The sequence below is a fragment of the Asticcacaulis machinosus genome (assembly GCF_028550435.1).
GTDB lineage: Bacteria > Pseudomonadota > Alphaproteobacteria > Caulobacterales > Caulobacteraceae > Asticcacaulis > Asticcacaulis machinosus.
In genome coordinates, this window is sequence record NZ_JAQQKV010000002.1 from 816,636 (window position 1) to 837,116 (window position 20,481).

Annotated in this window: 23 protein-coding genes; 9 read left to right on the forward strand and 14 right to left on the reverse strand. The window is 57.0% G+C overall.

Annotation, left to right across the window (positions count from 1 at the left end; genetic code table 11):
- Positions 1-7 precede the first annotated feature (7 nt).
- From PQU98_RS12135 to PQU98_RS12150, 4 genes are all read right to left on the reverse strand, one after another.
- Positions 8-2,980, reverse strand: a complete 2,973-nt coding sequence (locus PQU98_RS12135) for a 2-oxoglutarate dehydrogenase E1 component (protein ID WP_272745201.1) — start codon at positions 2,978-2,980, stop codon at positions 8-10.
- 307 nt (positions 2,981-3,287) lie between these two features.
- Positions 3,288-4,175 carry a succinate--CoA ligase subunit alpha gene (gene sucD, locus PQU98_RS12140; protein ID WP_272745202.1) on the reverse strand — a complete coding sequence of 296 codons (888 nt, stop codon included), beginning with the start codon at positions 4,173-4,175 and terminating at the stop codon, positions 3,288-3,290.
- Between the two features lie 9 nt (positions 4,176-4,184).
- On the reverse strand, positions 4,185-5,387 hold the full coding sequence (gene sucC / locus PQU98_RS12145) for an ADP-forming succinate--CoA ligase subunit beta (protein ID WP_272745203.1): 1,203 nt from the start codon (positions 5,385-5,387) through the stop codon (positions 4,185-4,187).
- A gap of 296 nt (positions 5,388-5,683) precedes the next feature.
- Positions 5,684-6,214 (reverse strand): DUF2306 domain-containing protein, encoded by a 531-nt coding sequence (locus PQU98_RS12150; protein WP_272745204.1) that lies wholly within the window; start codon positions 6,212-6,214, stop codon positions 5,684-5,686.
- 62 nt (positions 6,215-6,276) lie between these two features.
- Between PQU98_RS12150 and PQU98_RS12155 the strand changes: the two genes are divergently transcribed.
- Complete coding sequence (locus PQU98_RS12155) at positions 6,277-7,101, forward strand: LytTR family DNA-binding domain-containing protein (RefSeq protein WP_272745205.1); 825 nt, start codon at positions 6,277-6,279, stop codon at positions 7,099-7,101.
- On the opposite strand, the gene PQU98_RS12160 is transcribed toward PQU98_RS12155, so the two are convergent.
- The 9 genes from PQU98_RS12160 to mdh all read right to left on the reverse strand — a co-directional run bounded on the left by PQU98_RS12160 (position 7,102) and on the right by mdh (position 12,998).
- On the reverse strand, positions 7,102-7,563 hold the full coding sequence (locus PQU98_RS12160) for an SRPBCC family protein (protein WP_272745206.1): 462 nt from the start codon (positions 7,561-7,563) through the stop codon (positions 7,102-7,104). It lies immediately after the preceding gene.
- Positions 7,564-7,566: 3 nt separating this feature from the next.
- Positions 7,567-8,286 (reverse strand): YceI family protein, encoded by a 720-nt coding sequence (locus PQU98_RS12165; protein WP_272745207.1) that lies wholly within the window; start codon positions 8,284-8,286, stop codon positions 7,567-7,569.
- 15 nt (positions 8,287-8,301) lie between these two features.
- Positions 8,302-8,772 carry an SRPBCC family protein gene (locus PQU98_RS12170; RefSeq protein ID WP_272745208.1) on the reverse strand — a complete coding sequence of 157 codons (471 nt, stop codon included), beginning with the start codon at positions 8,770-8,772 and terminating at the stop codon, positions 8,302-8,304.
- A gap of 121 nt (positions 8,773-8,893) precedes the next feature.
- Positions 8,894-9,319 carry a VOC family protein gene (locus PQU98_RS12175; RefSeq protein ID WP_272745209.1) on the reverse strand — a complete coding sequence of 142 codons (426 nt, stop codon included), beginning with the start codon at positions 9,317-9,319 and terminating at the stop codon, positions 8,894-8,896.
- Positions 9,320-9,348: 29 nt separating this feature from the next.
- Complete coding sequence (locus PQU98_RS12180; RefSeq protein ID WP_272745210.1) at positions 9,349-10,311, reverse strand: SRPBCC family protein; 963 nt, start codon at positions 10,309-10,311, stop codon at positions 9,349-9,351.
- On the reverse strand, positions 10,308-10,703 hold the full coding sequence (locus tag PQU98_RS12185) for an ArsR/SmtB family transcription factor (protein ID WP_272745211.1): 396 nt from the start codon (positions 10,701-10,703) through the stop codon (positions 10,308-10,310). Before PQU98_RS12185 ends, PQU98_RS12180 begins: the two co-directional genes overlap by 4 nt.
- Positions 10,704-10,783: 80 nt before the next feature.
- The gene (locus PQU98_RS12190; protein WP_272745212.1) at positions 10,784-11,245 is read right to left on the reverse strand and encodes a GyrI-like domain-containing protein; all 462 of its coding nucleotides are present in this window, start codon (positions 11,243-11,245) and stop codon (positions 10,784-10,786) included.
- Between the two features lie 119 nt (positions 11,246-11,364).
- A complete protein-coding gene (locus PQU98_RS12195) occupies positions 11,365-11,925 on the reverse strand; it encodes a GNAT family N-acetyltransferase (RefSeq protein WP_272745213.1) in 561 nt (186 codons plus the stop codon).
- Positions 11,926-12,035: 110 nt separating this feature from the next.
- Positions 12,036-12,998, reverse strand: coding sequence for a malate dehydrogenase (gene mdh, locus PQU98_RS12200; protein WP_189484782.1), 963 nt, complete (start codon positions 12,996-12,998; stop codon positions 12,036-12,038).
- Positions 12,999-13,149: 151 nt separating this feature from the next.
- Here mdh and PQU98_RS12205 point away from each other — a divergent pair, with 151 nt between their 5' ends.
- Positions 13,150-13,617 carry an HIT domain-containing protein gene (locus PQU98_RS12205; RefSeq protein ID WP_272745214.1) on the forward strand — a complete coding sequence of 156 codons (468 nt, stop codon included), beginning with the start codon at positions 13,150-13,152 and terminating at the stop codon, positions 13,615-13,617.
- Here PQU98_RS12205 and PQU98_RS12210 read toward each other — a convergent pair.
- On the reverse strand, positions 13,612-14,901 hold the full coding sequence (locus tag PQU98_RS12210) for a hypothetical protein (RefSeq protein WP_272745215.1): 1,290 nt from the start codon (positions 14,899-14,901) through the stop codon (positions 13,612-13,614). The two genes, PQU98_RS12205 and PQU98_RS12210, sit on opposite strands and share 6 nt — an antisense overlap.
- A 382-nt stretch (positions 14,902-15,283) precedes the next feature.
- Between PQU98_RS12210 and sdhC the strand changes: the two genes are divergently transcribed.
- From sdhC to PQU98_RS12245, 7 genes are read left to right on the forward strand one after another with little or no spacing between them, the layout of a single operon-like run.
- Entirely contained in the window at positions 15,284-15,709 is a 426-nt protein-coding gene (gene sdhC / locus PQU98_RS12215) for a succinate dehydrogenase, cytochrome b556 subunit (RefSeq protein WP_272745216.1), read from the forward strand.
- Complete coding sequence (gene sdhD / locus PQU98_RS12220) at positions 15,706-16,089, forward strand: succinate dehydrogenase, hydrophobic membrane anchor protein (RefSeq protein ID WP_272745217.1); 384 nt, start codon at positions 15,706-15,708, stop codon at positions 16,087-16,089. Before sdhC ends, sdhD begins: the two co-directional genes overlap by 4 nt.
- A gap of 5 nt (positions 16,090-16,094) precedes the next feature.
- The gene (gene sdhA, locus PQU98_RS12225) at positions 16,095-17,885 is read left to right on the forward strand and encodes a succinate dehydrogenase flavoprotein subunit (protein WP_272745218.1); all 1,791 of its coding nucleotides are present in this window, start codon (positions 16,095-16,097) and stop codon (positions 17,883-17,885) included.
- A 12-nt stretch (positions 17,886-17,897) separates the two neighbouring features.
- Positions 17,898-18,671: a succinate dehydrogenase iron-sulfur subunit gene (locus tag PQU98_RS12230; protein ID WP_272745219.1), complete on the forward strand. Its 774-nt coding sequence runs from the start codon at positions 17,898-17,900 to the stop codon at positions 18,669-18,671.
- Between the two features lie 22 nt (positions 18,672-18,693).
- A complete protein-coding gene (locus PQU98_RS12235) occupies positions 18,694-18,975 on the forward strand; it encodes a hypothetical protein (protein ID WP_272745220.1) in 282 nt (93 codons plus the stop codon).
- 10 nt (positions 18,976-18,985) lie between these two features.
- Positions 18,986-19,306, forward strand: a complete 321-nt coding sequence (locus PQU98_RS12240) for a 2Fe-2S iron-sulfur cluster-binding protein (protein ID WP_272745221.1) — start codon at positions 18,986-18,988, stop codon at positions 19,304-19,306.
- A 35-nt stretch (positions 19,307-19,341) separates the two neighbouring features.
- A complete protein-coding gene (locus tag PQU98_RS12245; protein WP_272745222.1) occupies positions 19,342-20,463 on the forward strand; it encodes an HPP family protein in 1,122 nt (373 codons plus the stop codon).
- The last annotated feature ends 18 nt before the right edge of the window (positions 20,464-20,481 follow it).

Sequence of the window (20,481 nt, forward strand, 5' to 3'; positions counted from 1 at the left end):
CTCGCGCTTACGCGAACGCCTCATTGAGAAAGGTTTCAAGCTCTTTGAGGTGGCGGCTCATGACACCGGCGGCAGTCGAGGCTGAGGCCGGACGACCGACATAACGGGCGCGCTTGGCCTTAATCTTCAGCTTATCGAGCGTCAGTTCCAGCCACGGCTCGACAAACGTCCAGCCGCCCATGTTTTTCGGTTCTTCCTGACACCACACCAGTTCGGCGTTCTTGAAGCGGCCCAGTTCCGTCAGCAGCGATTTCATCGGCCACGGATAGAACTGCTCAAGACGCATCAGATAGACGTCCTTGATGCCCTTCTTTTCGCGGTCTTCGAGCAGGTCGTAATAGACCTTACCCGAACATAGGACGATGCGACGGATCTTGTCGTCGGCGACCAGTTTAACACCGGCCACTTCCGGACGGGTCTGGGCGTCGTCGTGCAGGACGCGGTGGAAGCTTGAACCCTCAGAGATATCCGCCAGGGTAGATACCGCCTTCTTATGACGCAGAAGCGACTTCGGCGTCATAATGATCAACGGCTTACGGAACGGGCGGTGGATCTGACGGCGCAGGATGTGGAAGTAGTTGGCCGGGGTCGTACAGTTGGCGACCTGCATATTGTCTTCGGCGCAGGCTTGCAGGAAGCGTTCAAGGCGTGCGGACGAATGTTCCGGACCCTGACCTTCGTAGCCGTGCGGCAGAAGCATCACAAGGCCCGACATCCGCAGCCACTTACGCTCACCCGATGAGATGAACTGGTCAATCACCACTTGAGCGCCGTTGACGAAGTCGCCGAACTGGCCTTCCCACAGGGTGAGGGTGTTCGGATCGGCCAGTGAATAGCCATATTCAAAACCGAGTACGGCTTCTTCGGACAGGGCCGAGTCGATCACTTCGTACTGAGCCTGACCTTCGCGCAGGTTATTGAGCGGGAAGTAGCGTTCTTCCGTGGTCTGATCAACGAAGGCCGAGTGACGTTGTGAGAAGGTACCACGCACCGAGTCCTGACCGGAAAGGCGGACGGGGAAACCCTCATCAAGCAGCGAGCCATAGGCCAGGTGCTCGGCCAGTGCCCAGTCGATATTTTCACCGGAATCGATGGCTGCGCGACGGGCATCAATGACGCGCTTCAGCGTTTTGTGCATATCGACGTGGTTCGGGATTTCAGTGATCTTGCGACCGATTTCGTTGAGCTTGGCGCGGGGTACAGAGGTGGTGCCGCGACGCTCATCTTCTTCGGGCAGGCCAAGACCCGACCACTTGCCGTCCAGCCAGTCGGCCTTGGAGGCCTTATAGGCCTTGCCGGCATCGAATTCGGAATCGAGGAAGGTATCGAAGTCTTTGATGAAGCCGTCCAGTTCGGCCTGATTAAGCACGCCCTCAGCGATCAGGCGCTGCGAATAAAGCTCACGCGTGGACGGATGATCCTTGATCTTGGCGTACATCAGCGGCTGGGTGAAGGTCGGATCGTCGCCTTCGTTGTGACCGAAGCGGCGATAGCAGAACATATCAACCACCACGTCCTTGGCGAAGGTCTGACGGAACTCGGTCGCCAGTTTCGCGGCAAACACCACGGCTTCGGGATCGTCACCATTGACGTGCAGGATCGGAGCCGCCACCATCAGGGCCACGTCCGACGGGTATGGTGTCGAGCGCGAATTGTGCGGCGAGGTGGTAAAGCCGATCTGGTTATTGATGATGAAATGGATCGTGCCGCCGGTCTTATAGCCCTTAAGGCCCATCAGCGCGAAACATTCCATGCCCACGCCCTGACCGGCAAAGGCAGCATCGCCGTGGATCAGCAGCGGCAGGGCGCCCGAACGATCGAGTGTGCCGTCGTTCTTTTCCTTGATCTGGTAATATTGCTTGGCGCGGGCCTTACCCAGAACGACCGGGTTGACGATTTCAAGGTGCGACGGGTTGGCGGTCAGCGACAGGTGGACATTGTTACCGTCAAAAGCGCGGTCAGACGACGCGCCCATGTGGTATTTCACGTCACCGGAACCTTCGATGTCCGATGGCAGGGAAGACCCGCCCTGGAATTCGTGGAAGATCGCCTTATAGGGCTTGCCCATCACGCCAGCCAGCACGTTCAGGCGGCCACGGTGGGCCATGCCGAAGATGATGTCCTTCATGCCGAGCGCGCCGCCGCGTTTGATGATCTGCTCCAGCGCCGGGATCATGGCTTCACCGCCATCAAGGCCGAAGCGCTTGGTGCCGGGGAAACGGCGGTGGATGAAGCGTTCAAAGCCTTCGGTTTCGATCAGCTTCTTCAGGATGGCGATCTTGCCTTCCTTGGTGAAGGTGATTTCCTTGTCGCGCCCTTCGATACGCTCCTGAATCCAGGCTTTTTCAGCCGGATCGGCGATGTGCATGTACTGCACACCGACGTTCGAGCAATAGGTGCGCTTAAGGATGGTCAGGATTTCAGTAAGGGTCGCCGTTTCCAGACCCAGAACGCCGTCGATAAAGATCGGACGGTTCAGGTCAGCATCGGTAAAGCCCCAGTGCGAGGGTTCCAGCTCAGGGTTGGTGCCCTTGGGCGAAATGCCGAGCGGATCGAGGTTCGATTGCAGGTGCCCGCGGATACGGTAGGCGCGGATCAGCATCAGGGCGCGCACGGAGTCGCGCGCCGCGGCGCGCAGGGCTTCCGGTGACGGGGCGGCAGTGCCGGTCACGGTGGCGGCAGCCTTTTCCGGCATCTTGGCGGCCTTGGCTTCGACCGCAGGCCACAGCCCGTCCATGGCCGAGGTCAGCTCATCACGGACGGCGGGAATATCGCGCGCCCATGATCCGGCGTCGGCGTTATCCGCGACGACCGAAGGCTGGTCCATCAACTGATCGAAAAAAGCCCGCCAGGCGGGAGATACGGAATTGGGGTCTTTGGCCCATTTTTCCTGAATTTGTTCGATAAAAACGGCATTGCCGCCATACAGAAACGAGGTTTCTGCGAACACCTGATTTAGTCGGCCGGAATCATCCGCCATGAGGTTACCTGCTGAAGCGGCCAACTACGACACCGCTTCCCTTTCATGTTTCGGTTAAGGCGGCCAATGACGACACCGCCTGCCTTGATCACTAGGCAATAGACGCACTGCGACCATTCGCAGGCTTAAGTTACGCATACTCTTTTTTTTGACGGTTGAGAACCGCCAAAAACGGGTGAATCAATTTGTCAGACAAAATTTTTCATTTCGGTTTGTGACCGGATATTCGTGTCTGAAAATGGCTTTCGCCCACAAAAAAGGCGGCCCTGTAAAGAACCGCCTTTTCTGAATAATTTAAGGGTGTTGATTAACGCTTAAGCACTGACAGAAGCGTCTCACCCAAGGCTGCCGGAGACGGCGACACCTTGATGCCCGCCGCTTCCATCGCCGCAATCTTGTCTTCCGCGCCGCCCTTGCCGCCGGAGATGATCGCCCCGGCATGGCCCATGCGGCGGCCCGGAGGGGCCGTGCGGCCGGCGATGAAGCCCGCCATCGGCTTTTTACGGCCGCGCTTGGCTTCGTCGATCAGGAACTGAGCGGCGTCTTCTTCGGCAGAGCCGCCGATTTCACCGATCATGATGATTGACTTGGTTTCATCATCCGCGAGGAACATTTCCAGCATGTCGATGAACTCGGTGCCCTTGACGGGATCGCCGCCGATGCCGACAGCCGTCGTTTGACCGAGACCGGCATTGGTGGTCTGGAACACGGCTTCATAGGTCAGGGTGCCGGAACGTGAAACCACGCCGACCGAGCCCTTGGAGAAGATGTTGCCCGGCATGATGCCGATCTTGCACTCGTTCGGGGTCAGGACGCCGGGGCAGTTCGGGCCGATCAGGCGCGACTTTGACCCTGAGAGGGCGCGCTTGACCTTAACCATGTCCAGAACCGGAATACCTTCGGTGATGGCGACGATCAGCGGGATTTCTGCCTCAATAGCCTCAAGGATAGCGTCAGCCGCGAAGGGCGGCGGGACGTAGATGGCCGAGGCCGTAGCGCCCGTGCGGTCCTTGGCTTCGGCAACCGAGTCGAACACCGGCAGGCCGATGTGGGTCGTGCCGCCCTTACCCGGTGTCACGCCGCCGACGACCTTGGTGCCGTAATAGGCAATGGCCTGCTCGGAGTGGAAGGTGCCTTGCGCGCCGGTGAAGCCCTGCGTGATGATCTTGGTGTCTTTGTTGATCAGGATTGACATGTCTAAACCTTAGCCCTTCACTGCCTTGACGATCTTGGCGGCCGCATCGGCCAGATCGTCGGCGGCGATAACATTCAGGCCGCTTTCATTGATGATTTTCTTGCCCAGTTCAACATTGGTGCCCTCTAAGCGCACTACCAGTGGAACCTTAAGGCCGACTTCCTTCACGGCGGTGATCACACCGGTCGCGATGATGTCGCACTTCATAATGCCACCAAAGATGTTGACCAGAATGCCTTTGACCTTGGGGTCGGAGGTGATGATCTTGAACGCTGCGGTCACTTTTTCGGTCGTGGCGCCGCCGCCGACATCGAGGAAGTTGGCAGGCTCAGAGCCATAAAGCTTGATGATGTCGAGCGTGGCCATAGCCAGACCCGCACCATTGACCATGCAGCCGATTTCGCCATCAAGGGCGATGTAGCTCAGGTCGAACTTGGAGGCTTCGATTTCCTTGGGGTCTTCCTCGGTCAGGTCGCGCAGGGCCTGAATGTCCGGATGACGGAACAGGGAGTTGGAATCGAACGACACCTTGGCGTCCAGAACCAGAAGCTGGTCGTCGCCGGTGATGATCAGGGGGTTGATTTCCAGCATGTCCATGTCCTTGGCGTTGAACGCCGCGTACAGTTGCTGAAGCAGTTTGAAGCCTTGCTTCGCCAGATCGCCTTTGAGGCCCAGAGCGGCGGCGAGGGTGCGGCCGTGGGTCGGGAAGACACCGGTGGCCGGATCGATGGTGAAAGAGTGGATCTTCTCAGGGGTCGAGTGGGCGACTTCTTCGATGTCCATGCCGCCTTCGGTCGAGGCGACGATCGACACGCGCGAGGTGACGCGGTCAACCAGCAGCGACAGATAAAGCTCTTTTTTGATGTCCGCGCCTTCTTCGATATAGAGGCGGTTGACTTGCTTGCCGGCGGGGCCGGTCTGGTGCGTTACAAGCACGCGGCCCAGCATTTCATCGGCATTGGCTTCGACTTCAGCCGGAGACTTGACGACGCGCACGCCGCCCTTGGCATCGGCGCCCAAGCCTTCAAACTTACCCTTGCCGCGGCCACCGGCGTGGATCTGCGACTTGACCACCCACACCTTGGTGGAGTCGTCTTTCAGGTTCTTGGCGGCCTCAAGGGCCTCCTTGGGGGAAAACGCGGGATAGCCGCGCGGAACGGCAACGCCGAACTCTTTCAGTACGGCCTTGGCTTGGTGTTCGTGAATGTTCATGGAACCCGTCTGTGCTTTGTGAAAGCTTGGGGAAAGCTTGGGAAATTTTGGGGGCGGACGCCCCTTGGCGAACGGCAGAGAGGGCGAACCTCATTGTCCGTCCCGCGACCAAGCCGCCTTATAAAGTCCCAAAGCCTTATGTGCAACCGCTCAAATGCACCTATTTTGCAATCGCAAAGCCAAATTTACTGGCCCTATATCATATAAATCAAGCCTTAGGTTGAATGGTAAGCGCTGTCATAACGCTTGCGCAAAATGTATATCATATATTATTTTAGCGCTACCATCACGCTTCTCTATCCGAAAAAGACCCGCCACATCAGTCGTCCTGGCATAAAGGTCAGCGCCCCGGCTATGATCAGTCCACCCATAAACAGGCTGATCGCTGAATTTCTGTGGTTTTTAATATTACCCTTCCGGGCCGCATAAATGATCATGGGGGCTGACACGGCGGTCCAGCCGGACAGCAGATGAATCAGGCTAAAGCTGCCCTGATTGATTTCCCGAATAAAAAAGCTGGATATAGCTGTGGTCAGCATCAGCCCAACCCAGATCCAGCCCAGTATGCGGTGCGGCGTTTTACCTTTCGGGCCTAAAAACTGAATGAGCCCGACCACAAAGGCAGAGGCTGCGGCGGCAATATGGATTTGGATCGCCGTCGGCTGAAGCATAATCAGTGCCCAGTTCGGGGCGTGGGGCGTGAAATTTTCAGCCGCAGATATCATGCTGGCGCGCACATTGGCATCCATTGATTGCAAGGCCAGATAAATAATGCCGACGGACAAAAGTGTTGGCAGAATGAATTGCAGCAGAAGTTTGCGAACCACAGGCGGTTCTCCTTTGACGGGGGTGATCCAATGGCGCTAAATCTGTCAGAGAGTTTTTCAGGATGCCCGCCCCTATGCGCGAAACCGCCGGTGACATACGTGAAATGCCAGCCACTGCCGTTCGCGCTTCGCGAATAACTGAGGCGTTGATGCCGTGGGCGAAGACCTATGGTATCGCGATTGGCATGGCTCTGTTCCTGACGGCGATTGCCGCGTCAGGCACGGATGTATTCGACCTGCCGGCACGGTTTCTTTACTGGGCCAGCCTGATGATCGGCGGGACATTCATTGCCCACGGCGTCAGCTTTTTAATGGATCGCATCATACCCGGTCGTGGTTCAAACGGGCTGCGTATTGTAATCCATTTGGTGCTGATTATCGTCCCCATAACGGCTATGGTATGGGTCGCTAATATCGTTATTAACGGCGTACCGCTTCCCCTTAAGTATCTGCCCCATCTTTTAGGTGCAGTGGCGCCGATTTGTGTGGCCATGACGACGCTGTATTGTATGGCCAACCGCACCCCGATGCAGAGCCATGCTCATGCTGTCACAGAGGTGGTGGCCTTGGATGCAAATGTATTTCGCCAGCGCCTGCCGTTCAAATTTCGCAGCGCCGACCTCTATGCCCTGTCGGCGGAGGATCATTACCTGCGGGTACACACCAGTGCGGGCCAGACCCTGATCCTGATGCGGCTTTATGATGCGATCCGTGAGTTAGACGGCATCGAAGGTTCTCAAACCCACCGGTCGTGGTGGGTCGCCAAGGACGCCATTGAGGATGTGTCCAAAGAGGGGGGGCGCGTCACCTTCCGCCTGAAAGGGCAGGTGAGCGCACCCGTCAGCCGCAGCTTTCAGAAAGCGCTGAAAACTGACGGCTGGTTGTAATCAGTGCGTTCCGCTTAAATAGGCTTCCATCATGTCGATCATGGCATTGGTGCCGTGGATGCGGTCGTCCAGATGATCCGAGCCGTCAAGAAACACGATCTGCTCATTGAGGATCAGCTTTGTGCCCTTGGCCGAGGGTTTGAACTCGATCGTCGCCAGCGAGACGGTAATCAGGGCCGTATCCAGATACATGGAAAAGCTGGAAATGATGCGTTGATCCGGCACGATGTCGTGATAGACGGCCTCCATGCGGTGCGACGGCCCATCCTTGGGGCCGCCCGCGGAGGTCTCACGGCCGCCGACGCGGAAATCGAGTTGATGGGGCTCGGCCTCCCAGTCGGGTGGCCCGCTGAACCATTTGGCTTTGGCGGCGGGATCGGCCCAGGCTTTAAAGACTACAGCAGGGCTAAAGGCCAGATCGCGTTCAATGGTGATAAGGTGATGATTTGCTGAACGGGTCATGCTTTAGCTCGCCGGTGTGGCCGTGGCTGAAGATGCAGCCGCTTCCAGAGGCGGGCCGGTAAATTCAGCCTCTAAGGCAATCTCGACCTCATCGCCGACGCCCATAGTCGTGCCGGGTTCGGGTATGCCGTAGGTCATGCCAAAGTCAGAGCGCTTGATTTTCCCTTTGGCTGAAAACCCGATGCGGGCTGCTGGGTCATAGGGGGCAAAACCGGCATAACCACCGTTGAATTTGGCCTCCAGCGTGATCGGTTTGGTCACACCTTTCAGGGTCAGGTCGCCGTCGATCTTGGCCGTATCAGGGCCCGTCATATCGACCTTGGTAGAGCGAAAGCTGATCTGCGGAAACTTGGCCGTATCAAACCAGACGGGCCCCAGCAGAGTATTCAGGAATCCTTCGGGCGGGGTCGGTATATCCAGCGATTTGACATCGACTGTGGCGTTGACCGAGGCGGTCTCTGGCGCATTCGGATCGAGTTTCAGATTGGCGTCAAAGGATTTGAACTGCGCCGTATAGTTGGAAAAGCCGGTGTGGTTGACCTTAAACGTCAAACTGGCGTGGGATTTATCCAGTTTATAATCGCCGGCGGGCGCTTCGGTTGAGGCGATCTTTTCGATATCCGATGGCAGAGTGGCCGGTTGCGGGGGCGGGGCATCGCCGGGCTTGGGAGAGCAGGCGATCAGTGCCAAAAATCCGAACAACATGGGGCTATATTTCATCATCAGCGTTTCCTTATGTCAGAGAGACTTGGCTAAAGCCTCAAGTTGGTCGGCGGCGGCCCCCCAACCCTCATGAAAGCCCATTTGTTCGTGCTGCTGTTTTTTCTCAGGTGACCAATGGCGGGCGCGGGCGACATAAAGCGTCTTGCCGTCGGGGGCATCCTCAAAAGTGACAATGGCGGTCATAAACGGGTCGGGTGAGGGCACCCAACCGACTGTGAAAGCGTCGGTTGAGACGATTTTTTCCTGATCGACAACTTCAAGGAACACGCCTTCCTGAGGCATGGCCTCACCATCAGGGCCGTGCATGACACAGGCTGACCGGCCCCCGGGTCGTAAATCCCAGACCACCTGATCGACATACCAGGGCTTGGGGCAGTACCACTGAGCCAGCAGTTCCGGCTCGGTCCAGCAGCGCCAGACCAGATGGCGCGGGGCATCCAGTGTGCGGGTAATAACCAGTTCGCGGTCGTCGGTGGCAGTGGTCATGAGATTATGCCTTATCGTTAGAATTGTAAGATTTCAGTGCCCAAATGCGGGCGAATTGAGGGCGCAAAACTCCCCCCGGCGGTTAGGCCGGTGAAAAACGCGCAGATTTTAAAGGTGTGACCTAAGCCATATAGCCTTCAGGGGCGGCGGCATTGATCATCCACGGCTGATCATATTTGTCGATCAGCATGCCGAACATGGGCGACCAGAAGGTGGGCGCCAGCGGCATGTGTATGGCTTTGGCGCCCGCGGACAGGCCCTCCCAGATGCGCTTGGCGTCCTCGACCGTCTCGACTCCTATTGAGGCGCAGAACCCTTGGGGTGTGCTGGCCCACTGCGGTGGGGCATCGGCCCCCATGAAGGATGTCTCACCGACATTCAGCGTTGCGTGCATGATGCGGTCTTTCAATGAGGGATCACTACCGCCAGCATCGGCAGGGGCGTCTTCGTATTTGAACAGGAACAACTCCCCGCCCAGAATGGATTTATAGAACGCGAACGCTTCGGCGCAATTGCCGTTGAAACTCAGGTGGACTTCGATACGCATAATGATCGCTCCTTTATGAGGGTTCGGGATTACTGGGTTTTAAGGGCGGCGTGATAGGCCATGAGCCGCTCACAGTTCTGGTCATTGGCCTGTGGGATAAAGGCCTTGAGCATGGCCTCATGCTCAGAGGGTGCGAAATCCATGCGCCAGATCATGTCAGTATGATCACCATTGCCAACATATTCGATGGTCATGCGGAACTGGTGAGACGGCTGATAATGGTCAAAGACGATGCGCTCGTTTTCAACGATTTCGACAAAGCGCTTGTGATTGTCATGATCGCGGCCATCCGGGCCGTGCATGATAATGCGGAACGCACCGCCCTCAACGAATTCGAACTCCGGGATAGTGTTCGTGAAGCCATCCGGCCCCCACCATTCCTTAAGGTGCGCCGGGTCAGCAAACAGGGCAAACAATTCAGCCGGCGACGCTTCAATACGGTGAGTGGTGACGATTTCAAAGCGCGGCAATCGGGTAAGCTCATCCGCCAGCCGTTCAAAGCTGTCGGCCCACCCCCCCGCAAAGCCACCGGCAATGGCGTCCTCACGCTGCTTCGCGCTGATCATCCGGCTATGGATCACCAGCTTTGTGCCTATAGTTCCATCGCGCTGAGCTTCATCCTTAAAGGTAATGAAAACCGTGGCCTTGGGTGGCAGGCCCGCACCACAGGGATGTTCTATGTGGGGTGCGCCTTCATAGACAATGCGTTCATCCGGCACGATGTCCTGATAGGTGCCTTCGCATGGATAGACGACACCATCCGGGGCGCGCATATCGATGTGAAAGCGCCCGCCGATGCGAAAATCCATTTCGACATTAAGGTTCACAAACCCGGCAGGCCCCCACCATTTCTGAACATGCTCAGGCTCTGACCACAGCCGGTACACCAGCGCACGAGGGGCGGCAAAGCTGCGGGTCATGACGATTTCGATTTCGGACGGAAAGCTGACCTCGAAACCCAACATCAGGTCGTTTTTCAGAGCTGCACTCATTTTATCTCTCCGTCTTTGGTATTGTCGTCTTTTGGTTTTGCCGATTGCGCCTGTGTCTCTTTGGCCTGTAGTTCCTTGAGATAGGCCTCCAGCCGGTCGAGGCGCTGCTCCCACATCTTGCGATAGTCCCTGAGCCACATATCGACCTCCTTCAACGGCTCCGGCTCCAGCTTGCACGGCCGCCACTGAGCCGTGCGGCTGCGGCTGATCAGACCGGCCCGCTCAAGCACCTTAAGGTGCTTCGAGACCGCGGGCAGGCTCATCTCAAACGGTTCAGCCAGTTCGTTGACTGAGGTTTCGCCCAGAGACAGTCGCGCCAATATGGCTCGCCGGGTCGGATCGGCCAGAGCGTTCAGTGTCAGCGACAGGCGGTCGGGAACTTCCGGAGACATCGGCAATACTCATTATTAACTGATTGGTTAAATAAAGCCTGCGACACACCAAGTCAATTCAGAAATTGTGGTTATGCGATTTATTTTACCGGGCGGTTAAGTTCAGTGCGCCATTTTGAGCTGTCGTCACCGGTTTCCGGCCCGGCCTGATAGACTTCCCACAGATCGCCAACGGGCTCATAACCATTATCGGCCACCCACTGATCAAACTTCCCCCACGCCTCGGCCAGACCTTCATAAGGGCCATGATAGACGGTGCGTGCGGCCTTGGCGGCCGGCAGGTGCGACGGGATAACCCGGCCATTCGGGGCGATCAGCTCGGCCACCGGCACACCAACTTCGAAATCGAACACATCCGGCGACATGGTGAGGTGATAGGCAAACAGGGCGTCCTGTGGGATTATCCCTTCGGCGCCGACCACGCCCATGACTTCCTGAATGGCAGGGCCCATAACCACCTGAATCTGATCGCGCGGTATGGTCAGGTGAATGACCGCCGTTGGCTGGCGATGGGTGTGGACAATGACGGGGGTGTCGATCATGGGGGCGCTCCTGTTTTAGTCTTTTACTTTGACGCGCATTTATATCCGAAAACCGCTTCACACTTTTCGGAATGCGCTTAAACCGTGCGCCGGTGATCTGGCTTCGTCAATAAGGAAAGCTATTGGCCTTTACGCTGCTTCCATTCGTCGCGCGTCTGACCCCAGATATTGACAGGCTCATTAGCGTAAGGGTCGGGCAGTTTTCCCGGTCCCTGATTATAGGAACCCAAAGCCTTGGCCAGATTGGCGGAGGCATGGTTATCCGGTGCTATGGTATGGACAACGTGATCCCAGCCCAGCACATCGAACACATAGTCGATGCAGGCGGTCGCGGCTTCTTTGGCATAGCCCTTACCCTGTGCCGACGACATGATGCCCCAGCCGACTTCGCGGTCAGGCCAGCCGTGCGGATACAGCGGCCCGATCCGGCCGATCCATTGGCCCGATGATTTTTCAATGACGCTGAACATATGAAATCCGTCCAGCGCCCAGGCCCCGGCAAGGACGCGCATAATACGCCAGACCAAGGCCGGTGAAACCGCGCCGCCGATAAACTTCATGGCATCCGCATCGGCATGAAACGCGCAAAAAGCGTCAAAATCCTCAGTCACAGGCGGGCGCAAAATCAGGCGCTGCGTCTCTATCGTCGGGCCCAGCGGCGAGGTCAGGGGTAGGGTCATTGCTGTGTCCAAAAATTGAGGCCAAAACCTTGCGATTTTGGCCTCAAAAATTTTCTTAAATCCACTCAAAATGTATTTGCGTGTAACGCAAAACTTTTGAGTGATCTCATTTAGGCAAGGCTGGGATCGATTTCCTTACAGGCGGCGATCAGACCCTGAACGCTTTCAACCGACTTCTTGAACATGGCTTTCTCGTCCTCATTGGTCGAGAACTCGATGACCTTTTCAACGCCGTCCTTGCCGATAACCGCCGGAACGCCGACATAAAGACCCGACAGGCCATATTCGCCGTTCAGGAAAGCGGCGACCGGCAGGACGCGTTTCTTATCCGACAGGTAGGACTTGGCCATGGCAATGCCGGATTCAGCCGGGGCATAGAAGGCCGAGCCGGTCTTGAGCAGGGCCACGATTTCGCCGCCACCGCCACGGGTACGCTTCACAATGGCATCAAGCTCGTCTTGCGTCAGGAAGCCCTGAGCGACCAGTTCCGGCAGAGGCAGACCGCCAACGGTCGAATGGCGCACCATCGGCACCATGTCATCGCCATGACCACCCAAGGTCCAGGCGTGGATGTCTTCAACCGAGATGCCGGTCTTTTCAGCGAGGAAGTAGGCAAAGCGCGCCGAATCCAGAACGCCGGCCATGCCGACGACCTTTTCGACCGGCAGACCCGAAAACTTTTGCAGCGCCCATACCATCGCATCCAAAGGATTTGTGATGCAGATCACGAATGCGTTCGGGGCATATTTCTTGATGCCTTCACCCACGGCCTTCATGACCTTGAGGTTGATGCCCAACAGGTCATCACGGCTCATGCCGGGCTTGCGCGGTACACCGGCGGTCACGATGCAGACGTCGGCATCAGCGATGTCGGCATAGTCATTGGCGCCTTTGAGGGCGACGTCCGAACCGAAAACGGCAGTCGCTTCGGCAATATCAAGCGCCTTGCCCTGCGGCACGCCTTCGGTAATGTCGAACAGGACGACATCGCCCAGTTCTTCGCGGGCCGCGATGTGGGCCAGTGTCCCACCGATCATACCCGAACCAATCAAAGCAATCTTCGCGCGCGCCATGGGAACTCCTCTTTGCAGTGCGGCATCTCTTTTGTAATGGCGATGCCTTAATCCTCTTAAGACCCTTTCGCAAGTCTTTGATGTGGGGCGGGCTTTATGTGATGCAATATGTCGGCAAATCTGGCACAGGAACGCAAAAGGAGCCTTGCCCATGACCGCCCCCGAAACCGCTAATGTGCCCTGCCTTGACTGTGATTATCGCCTTGATGACGGGTTTGCGCTTGATGATCGGATCGAAGCGTCGTCATACTTCATTGCACATTTGGGCCTGTGTCAGGTGAGACTGCAAAACGATGCTCGTTTTCCGTGGCTGGTGCTGGTGCCGACGATTGCGGATTTCAGGGAACTGACCGAGCTATCCGACGCGCAAACTATGGATGTGATGAACGACATCAGGGTGGCTGAGACGCTGGTGCGCGTCGCCGCGGATCATCTGGGGTTTGAGGTCGAAAAACTGAATATCGCCAATCTCGGCAATATTGTCGCCCAACTGCATATTCATGTCATTGGTCGCAACAGCTCAGACCCCGCTTGGCCCGGCCCGGTGTGGGGCTTTGGTCAAAATGAGGCTTACGCAAACACGACAGATTTGATTTCGGTTTTGCGCAAAGCCTTATGACTGATCCGGCATCATGATGACCGGCGTTGCATGGCCCGTGCCATCGGTCAGGGTGCCGCGCCAGCGCCCGTCTTCGCTTTTTTGTAACTTAAGGTGCGACGGGGTGCGTGCCCCTCTTTCCATATAGCTGAGTGACAGTTCATTGCTGTCGCTCAGTGAGGCGTCGGACACAAGCCCTGAGCGGTTCAGGCCAAATCCGCTGTTCAGTGCGCGCCACGCGCCATCGATCTGACCGCCGGTACGTCCGCGCAGTTCCAGCGATAGCAGGCGTTTTCCATCTTGTCCGGACACCAGCCATGACCCTTCAAGGCTACCCATCTGACCAACCTTTGAGCCAAAGGCCTGAGCGATACCAGCATCGTACCTGAGTTCACGCTCGGACTTAGGGCCTTCGTAATCGCGGCTATAGGTGTCGACCTTGACCGCACGGGCCAGTGTGGTCTCAGCTTCTGTCCGGGCGGGCGGCAGGTCGGCCTTTGGTAGCAAGACGGCTTTGGGCTGCAAAACGGGTGGGGCAATATTGGAGGCGACCGGCGCGGTCAGGGTCGGGGCCGGAGTGACCACGGCCGGTTTCATTTCAGGGGCGGCCTTGGCAAGAACGGGCGCGGCGGGGGTGGCCACCTCTGGCTTAAGTGTGGGTAAGGGTGTTACGGTCGGTTCGGGCTTTGTTGTTTCCGGCTGACTGGCTTCTGTTTGAGCTGCTGCAATGACTTCGGGCGGCAAAATATCAGCCAGAGGATTAAGCGGTGACGTCTGGGGCGTGCTGGCCTCAGCGGGCGGAGACGTAGGGGCAATGACTGGCGCCGGGGCGACGAACGCGGCGATAGACGGCGCAGGCTGTGCTGCCTGAGTGGCGGGCGGTGTCTGAGGGGGCGCGGCCTGAACGGCAGGGGTTTGAACGGTAGCGGGTAGAATTACGGGTGCGGGTGCCGTCGCCTTAACTACCTGCGTCATCTGTGGTTTGGCGCGCTGGGCGGCTTTGGCCTTGGCATCCGGCATGACCCAGGGGGTCTTTGACGTTTCAACCGGCTTGGCCTTGGCGGTCTCAGTGGGTTTCGCCTTTGATTTTGGGTCGTCTTTTTTGGCGGTCGATTTTTTGGATGAGGTTTTCTTGGTCTCGGCTTTCTTTTTTGCCGCCTTCTGGGCCTCGGCCTTTTTAGACGAAGTTTGCAGCCTTTGCGCGCCGGACGCCGACGCATCAGCCCGTGCCAGCACCTCAGTTGCCAAGTCCGCTGAGGGGGAGGCGGTTAAGGCCAGAGACAGATAAAAAATAGCCTGCAACACGTGTTTTACTCATCACTGAAAGTTAACAGATGACGCCACACATCTGGGTGCGGCGAGGGCGGTGTGGTTTCAGTCGGGTTAGGCCATAAATTGAAAATAATTATCAAAATCAATTGCCTGAATTTCAGACAATCAGCCTTCGCCTTTTAGAATTGGTTAAAACCCATTCATCTAAAAGATGATTAAAGACCGATAAATTTGTCAATCCAAGGGCCTCGATCGCACATTTCGTCGATAAATACGCAAATCCGGCAAAAAACCGCTTTGAAGGCTTGCGCGTATCATTGACAGATAACTTGCAAGGTCTAAAACACCGCCAAAAGCTCCACACCGAATTGTCATACATTTCGGATAGATTTTCCTGCGACTCTAAGGCCATACCATGACGCAGTCTCCTACGCCTCCTAAAGCCGCCTATCGGCCGCTGTCTCCCCATCTGCAAATCTGGCGCTTTCACATGACGATGTTCGCATCGATCGTGCACCGTATCACCGGTGTTGCCACAATCGCCGGACTTCTGATGGGGGTGGCCTGGCTATGGGCGCTGGCACTGGGGCCGCAAGCCTATACCTGCTTCCTGACCTGTGCGTCTTCGCCCCTGGGCCTTGTGGTGTGGATGGGCGTATCTCTGGCCGGGTTCATTCACCTGACTGGCGGCATTCGTCACCTGATCTGGGATCTGGGCTATATGTTCGAGCCGAAAAAGGCCGACACTCTGGCGGCGATCACTTTCTGGGGGGCGATTATCCTGACCGTGATCCTGTGGGTCGCTCTGTTTTCAACCGGCAAAGTACAGGTGATGTTATGAGCGATAGCTATCTGAATGAACGCTCCGCCAAGGACTGGAAAAAATCCCATAAGCATGGCGCGGGTGAATGGCTGGCTGAACGCGGCACGTCGCTGATCCTGCTGCCGCTGACCCTGTGGGCGGTATGGAGCGGTTACCAACTGGCCGGTCAAGGCGTCGATGCGGCGCTGGCTTTTGCGAAAACCCCGCTTAATGCCGGTTTGATCGCGGCGATATTTGTGGTTTCCGGCTGGCACATGTTTATGGGCCTCAAGGTCATCGTTGATGACTATATCGGTAAGGATGGCACGCGCGGCTTCCTGAACCTGCTTAATCTTCTGTTCTGCCTCGCCGTCACCGGTGCGGCCCTGTATGCGCTCTTTCTGCTGGTTAGGTCCTAAGTCCCATGACAAAGTCTTACAACATCATCGAACATGAATACGATGTGGTGGTCGTGGGTGCCGGTGGTGCGGGCCTGCGCGCCGCACTGGGTGCCGGTCAGGCGGGCCTTAAGACCGCCTGTATCACTAAGGTGTTCCCGACCCGCTCGCACACCGTGGCCGCTCAAGGCGGTGTGGCCGCCTCGCTGGGCAATATGGGCGAAGACAAGTGGGAATGGCACATGTACGACACCGTCAAGGGGTCGGACTGGCTGGGCGATCAGGACGCCATTGAATACCTCGTGCGCAATGCTCCCAAGGCGGTCTATGAGCTGGAACACTGGGGCGTGCCGTTCTCACGGACCGAAGACGGCAAGATTTATCAGCGTCCGTTCGGCGGCATGACTAAGAACTTCGGCGAAGGCCCGGTGCAGCGTACCTGCGCCGCGGCTGACCGTACCGGCCATGCCATGCTGCATACCCTGTATGGTCAGTCTCTGCGCGAAGACGTTGAGTTCTTTATCGAATATTTCGCGCTTGATCTGATCATGGATGATGGCGTGTGCCGTGGTGTGACCTGTCTTAAGCTTGATGACGGCACGATCCATGTGTTCCGCGCCCATCTGGTTATTCTGGCGACTGGCGGTTATGGCCGCGCCTACTTCTCGGCCACCTCGGCCCACACCTGCACGGGTGATGGTAATGCGATGGTGTTGCGCGCCGGCCTGCCGTTGCAGGATCTTGAGTTCGTGCAGTTTCACCCGACCGGCATCTATGGCTCCGGCTGCCTGATTACCGAGGGTGCACGCGGCGAAGGTGGGTATCTGACCAACTCGGCCGGTGAGCGCTTCATGGAGCGTTATGCCCCGTCCGCCAAGGATCTGGCGTCGCGCGATGTCGTGTCGCGTTCGATGACCATGGAAATCCGCGAAGGTCGCGGCGTGGGCCCCAATAAGGATCACATCTTCCTGCATCTGGATCACCTGCCGCCCGACCTGCTGCATAAGCGTCTGCCGGGGATATCCGAGTCGGCCAAGATTTTTGCCGGTGTCGATGTCACCAAGGAACCGATCCCGGTCATTCCGACCGTCCACTACAATATGGGCGGTATTCCGACCAATTATCACGGCGAAGTCCTGAATAAGGTCAACGGCGATCCGGATTCGGTTGTGCCCGGCCTGATGGCTGTGGGCGAAGCGGCCTGCGTGTCGGTACATGGCGCTAATCGTCTGGGTTCCAACTCGCTGATCGACCTTGTGGTGTTTGGCCGCGCCTGCGGCCTGCGCGCCAAGGAAGTGGTTAAGCCCGGTGTGGCCCACAAAGATATCGGCAAATCCGCCGTTGATGCCCATCTGGCCCGCCTTGAAAAGTTCCGCACCGCATCGGGTTCAACTCCGGTCGCTGATCTGCGCCTTAAGATGCAACGCGCCATGCAGGAAGACGCCGCTGTCTTCCGTACCGGTGAGACCTTGCAACAGGGTGTCAATCGTCTGGCGGAAATTTTCACGGCCTCCAGCGATATCGGCATCAAGGATCGCGGCCTGATCTGGAACACTGACCTGATCGAAGCGCTGGAATATGACAACCTGATCGGTCAGGCGGTGGTCACGGTCAATTCGGCCCTGAACCGTCAGGAAAGCCGTGGCGCACATGCCCGTGAGGACTTCCCGAACCGTAATGACGACGACTGGATGAAGCACACCCTGGCGTGGCTTGATCTGTCGTCAGGCAAGGTCACGATCGATTACCGTCCGGTTCATACCTACACCATGACCAATGACATCGCCTACATTGCCCCCAAAGCCCGCGTGTACTAGGAGTGAATTATTATGGTTGAACTGACGCTCCCTAAACGCTCGCAGATCAAGACCGGTAAGCGCTATAAGGCCCCGTCCGGTGCCAAGAATGTCCGTGTCTACAAGATCTACCGCTTCGATCCGGAAACCGGTGAAAACCCGCGCTGGGACAAGTACGAAGTCGATGCCAAGGCCCACGGGCCGATGCTGCTCGACAGCCTGATCTACATCAAGAACAACGTCGATTCGACCCTGTCGTTCCGCCGTTCCTGCCGCGAAGGCATCTGCGGGTCGTGCGCCATGAACATCGGTGGCCGTAATACATTGGCCTGTACCAAGGGCCACGATGAGTTTTCCGGTGAGATCACCATTGCCCCTCTGCCGCACATGCCGGTGGTCAAGGATCTGGTGCCGGATTTGTCGGGCTTCTATGCGCAGTACGCCTCGGTTGAGCCCTATCTGCAATCGACGACGCCCGATCCTGAAAAAGAGCGCCTGCAAACACCGGCGTCGCGCGATAAGCTGGATGGCCTTTATGAGTGCATCCTGTGCGCGTGCTGTTCGACCTCATGTCCGTCCTATTGGTGGAATCAGGACAAGTATCTGGGTCCCGCGGCTCTGCTTCAGGCCTATCGCTGGATCGCGGATTCGCGCGACGATAAGACCAAGCAGCGTCTGGAATCGCTCGAAGACCCGTTCAAGCTTTATCGTTGCCATACCATCATGAACTGCGCGCAGGTCTGCCCCAAGGGGCTTAACCCCGCCAAGGCGATTGCGGAAATTAAAAAGATGATGCCTAATAAGTGATACGACACATAAAGGGGGGAATATGCCAATCACCATCGGGTCAATGCAATCAAAGATCAAAAGCAAAGAAGGCTTTGATATAGTCTTCAAGAACTCTGACGGTCGAGATCGTAATGATAGTGCTCATTTGCGTAGGCGATATGGCTTCTTATTGAAAGCTAAAGGCAGTTTTACCGTTAGTGAATGGAAGGAAAAACGGTTTAAGTATCGCTTTCCTGAATATGAATGTGATGTTCTGGATGGCAATGGGAATATATGTGCCAATCAAATGAAGCTCATTAATCTTAGAAAAACTTACGTTTAAAAAGTATTGTATGCCTAAAATTATCTACATCGAACAAAATGGCGAGCGCCACGAGATTGACGCCAAGGTCGGCAATACTGTCATGGAAGGCGCGATTAAGAATAACGTGCCGGGCATTGACGCTGACTGCGGTGGCGCCTGCGCGTGCGCGACCTGCCATGTCTATGTGGCCGATGAGTGGTTCGAAAAAGTCGGCAATCCGTCGGTGATGGAAGAGAGCATGCTCGATTTCGCCCAGGATGTCCGCCCGACCTCGCGCCTGTCATGCCAGATCCGCATCACGGATGCGCTGGACGGCCTGACGGTTGAGTTGCCGGAAAGCCAGCACTAGTTTAAACAGCCCGTAAAATAAAATACGGGGACGATATGGCTGTCTTTACTGCCCAGTGGTTTCAGGCCTTTCTGCCGAAGCCCTTAGCTGTCAACCATTCCACACGTTTGCGCAGTGTTGCTGGCGCCTTTATCGGCATCGGTCTGACGGCGTTGTTGTGCCATTTGTGGAGCCTGCACAGCCATGCGGCCGTATGGCTGATGGCCCCGATTGGCGCCTCGGCGGTGCTGGTGTTTGCGGTGCCGTCCTCGCCTCTGGCCCAGCCGTGGCCGGTCATTGGCGGCAATACCCTTTCGGCCTTGTGTGGCATTGTGTGCGTTCACCTCATCCCTGATCCGGTGCTGGCAGCGGCGGCCGGTGTGGCCCTGGCAATCGGAGTCATGTTCTATGCGCGCTGTCTGCATCCGCCGGGCGGGGCGGCGGCTTTGCTGGCGGTGTTAACCCAGGCTGACTGGTCGTGGGCGCTGTTTCCGGCCTTTACCAATTCAACCCTGCTGGTGCTGGCGGGGATTGCCTATAACAACCTGACGCGCCATTCCTATCCACATATTGCTATAGCAACAACGCCGCAGACCACAGGCCTGAGCCGGTTCAGAGACAGCGACATCGATGCCGTCATGGCGCGTTTTAACGAAGTCATCGACATCAGCCGCGATGATCTGCGCGCCATTCTGCAATTGACCGAGCTTCAGGCCTATCGCCGTCAGATGGGTGAGATGCTGTGCAAGGATATCATGACCGAAAATCCGGTGTCGGTGGTGTTTGCCACCGAACTGAACGAAGCCTGGGCGCTGATGAAAAAGCACGATATCAAGGCCCTGCCGGTGCTGGACCCTCAGCGACGGGTGCTGGGTATGGTCACCTTGGCCGACTTCATGCGCCATTCCGGGGCCGACCGTTTCGAGGATATCGGGGTTAAGCTTAAGGCGCTGGTCAAGCGCACCGACAGCCCCTATTCCGACAAACCCGAAGTAGTGGGGCAGATCATGCAGACCGGCATTAAAACCGCCTCTGAAACGGATCATGTCGTCGAACTGTCGCCCCTGTTTTCCGAAAATGATCTGCGCCATGTGCCGGTTGTGGACGCCACCCGAAGGCTGGTGGGGATCATTACTCAGTCTGATCTAATGCGGGCCTTATACCATCAGGCGGCGTAATTTGAACTATGTTCACAT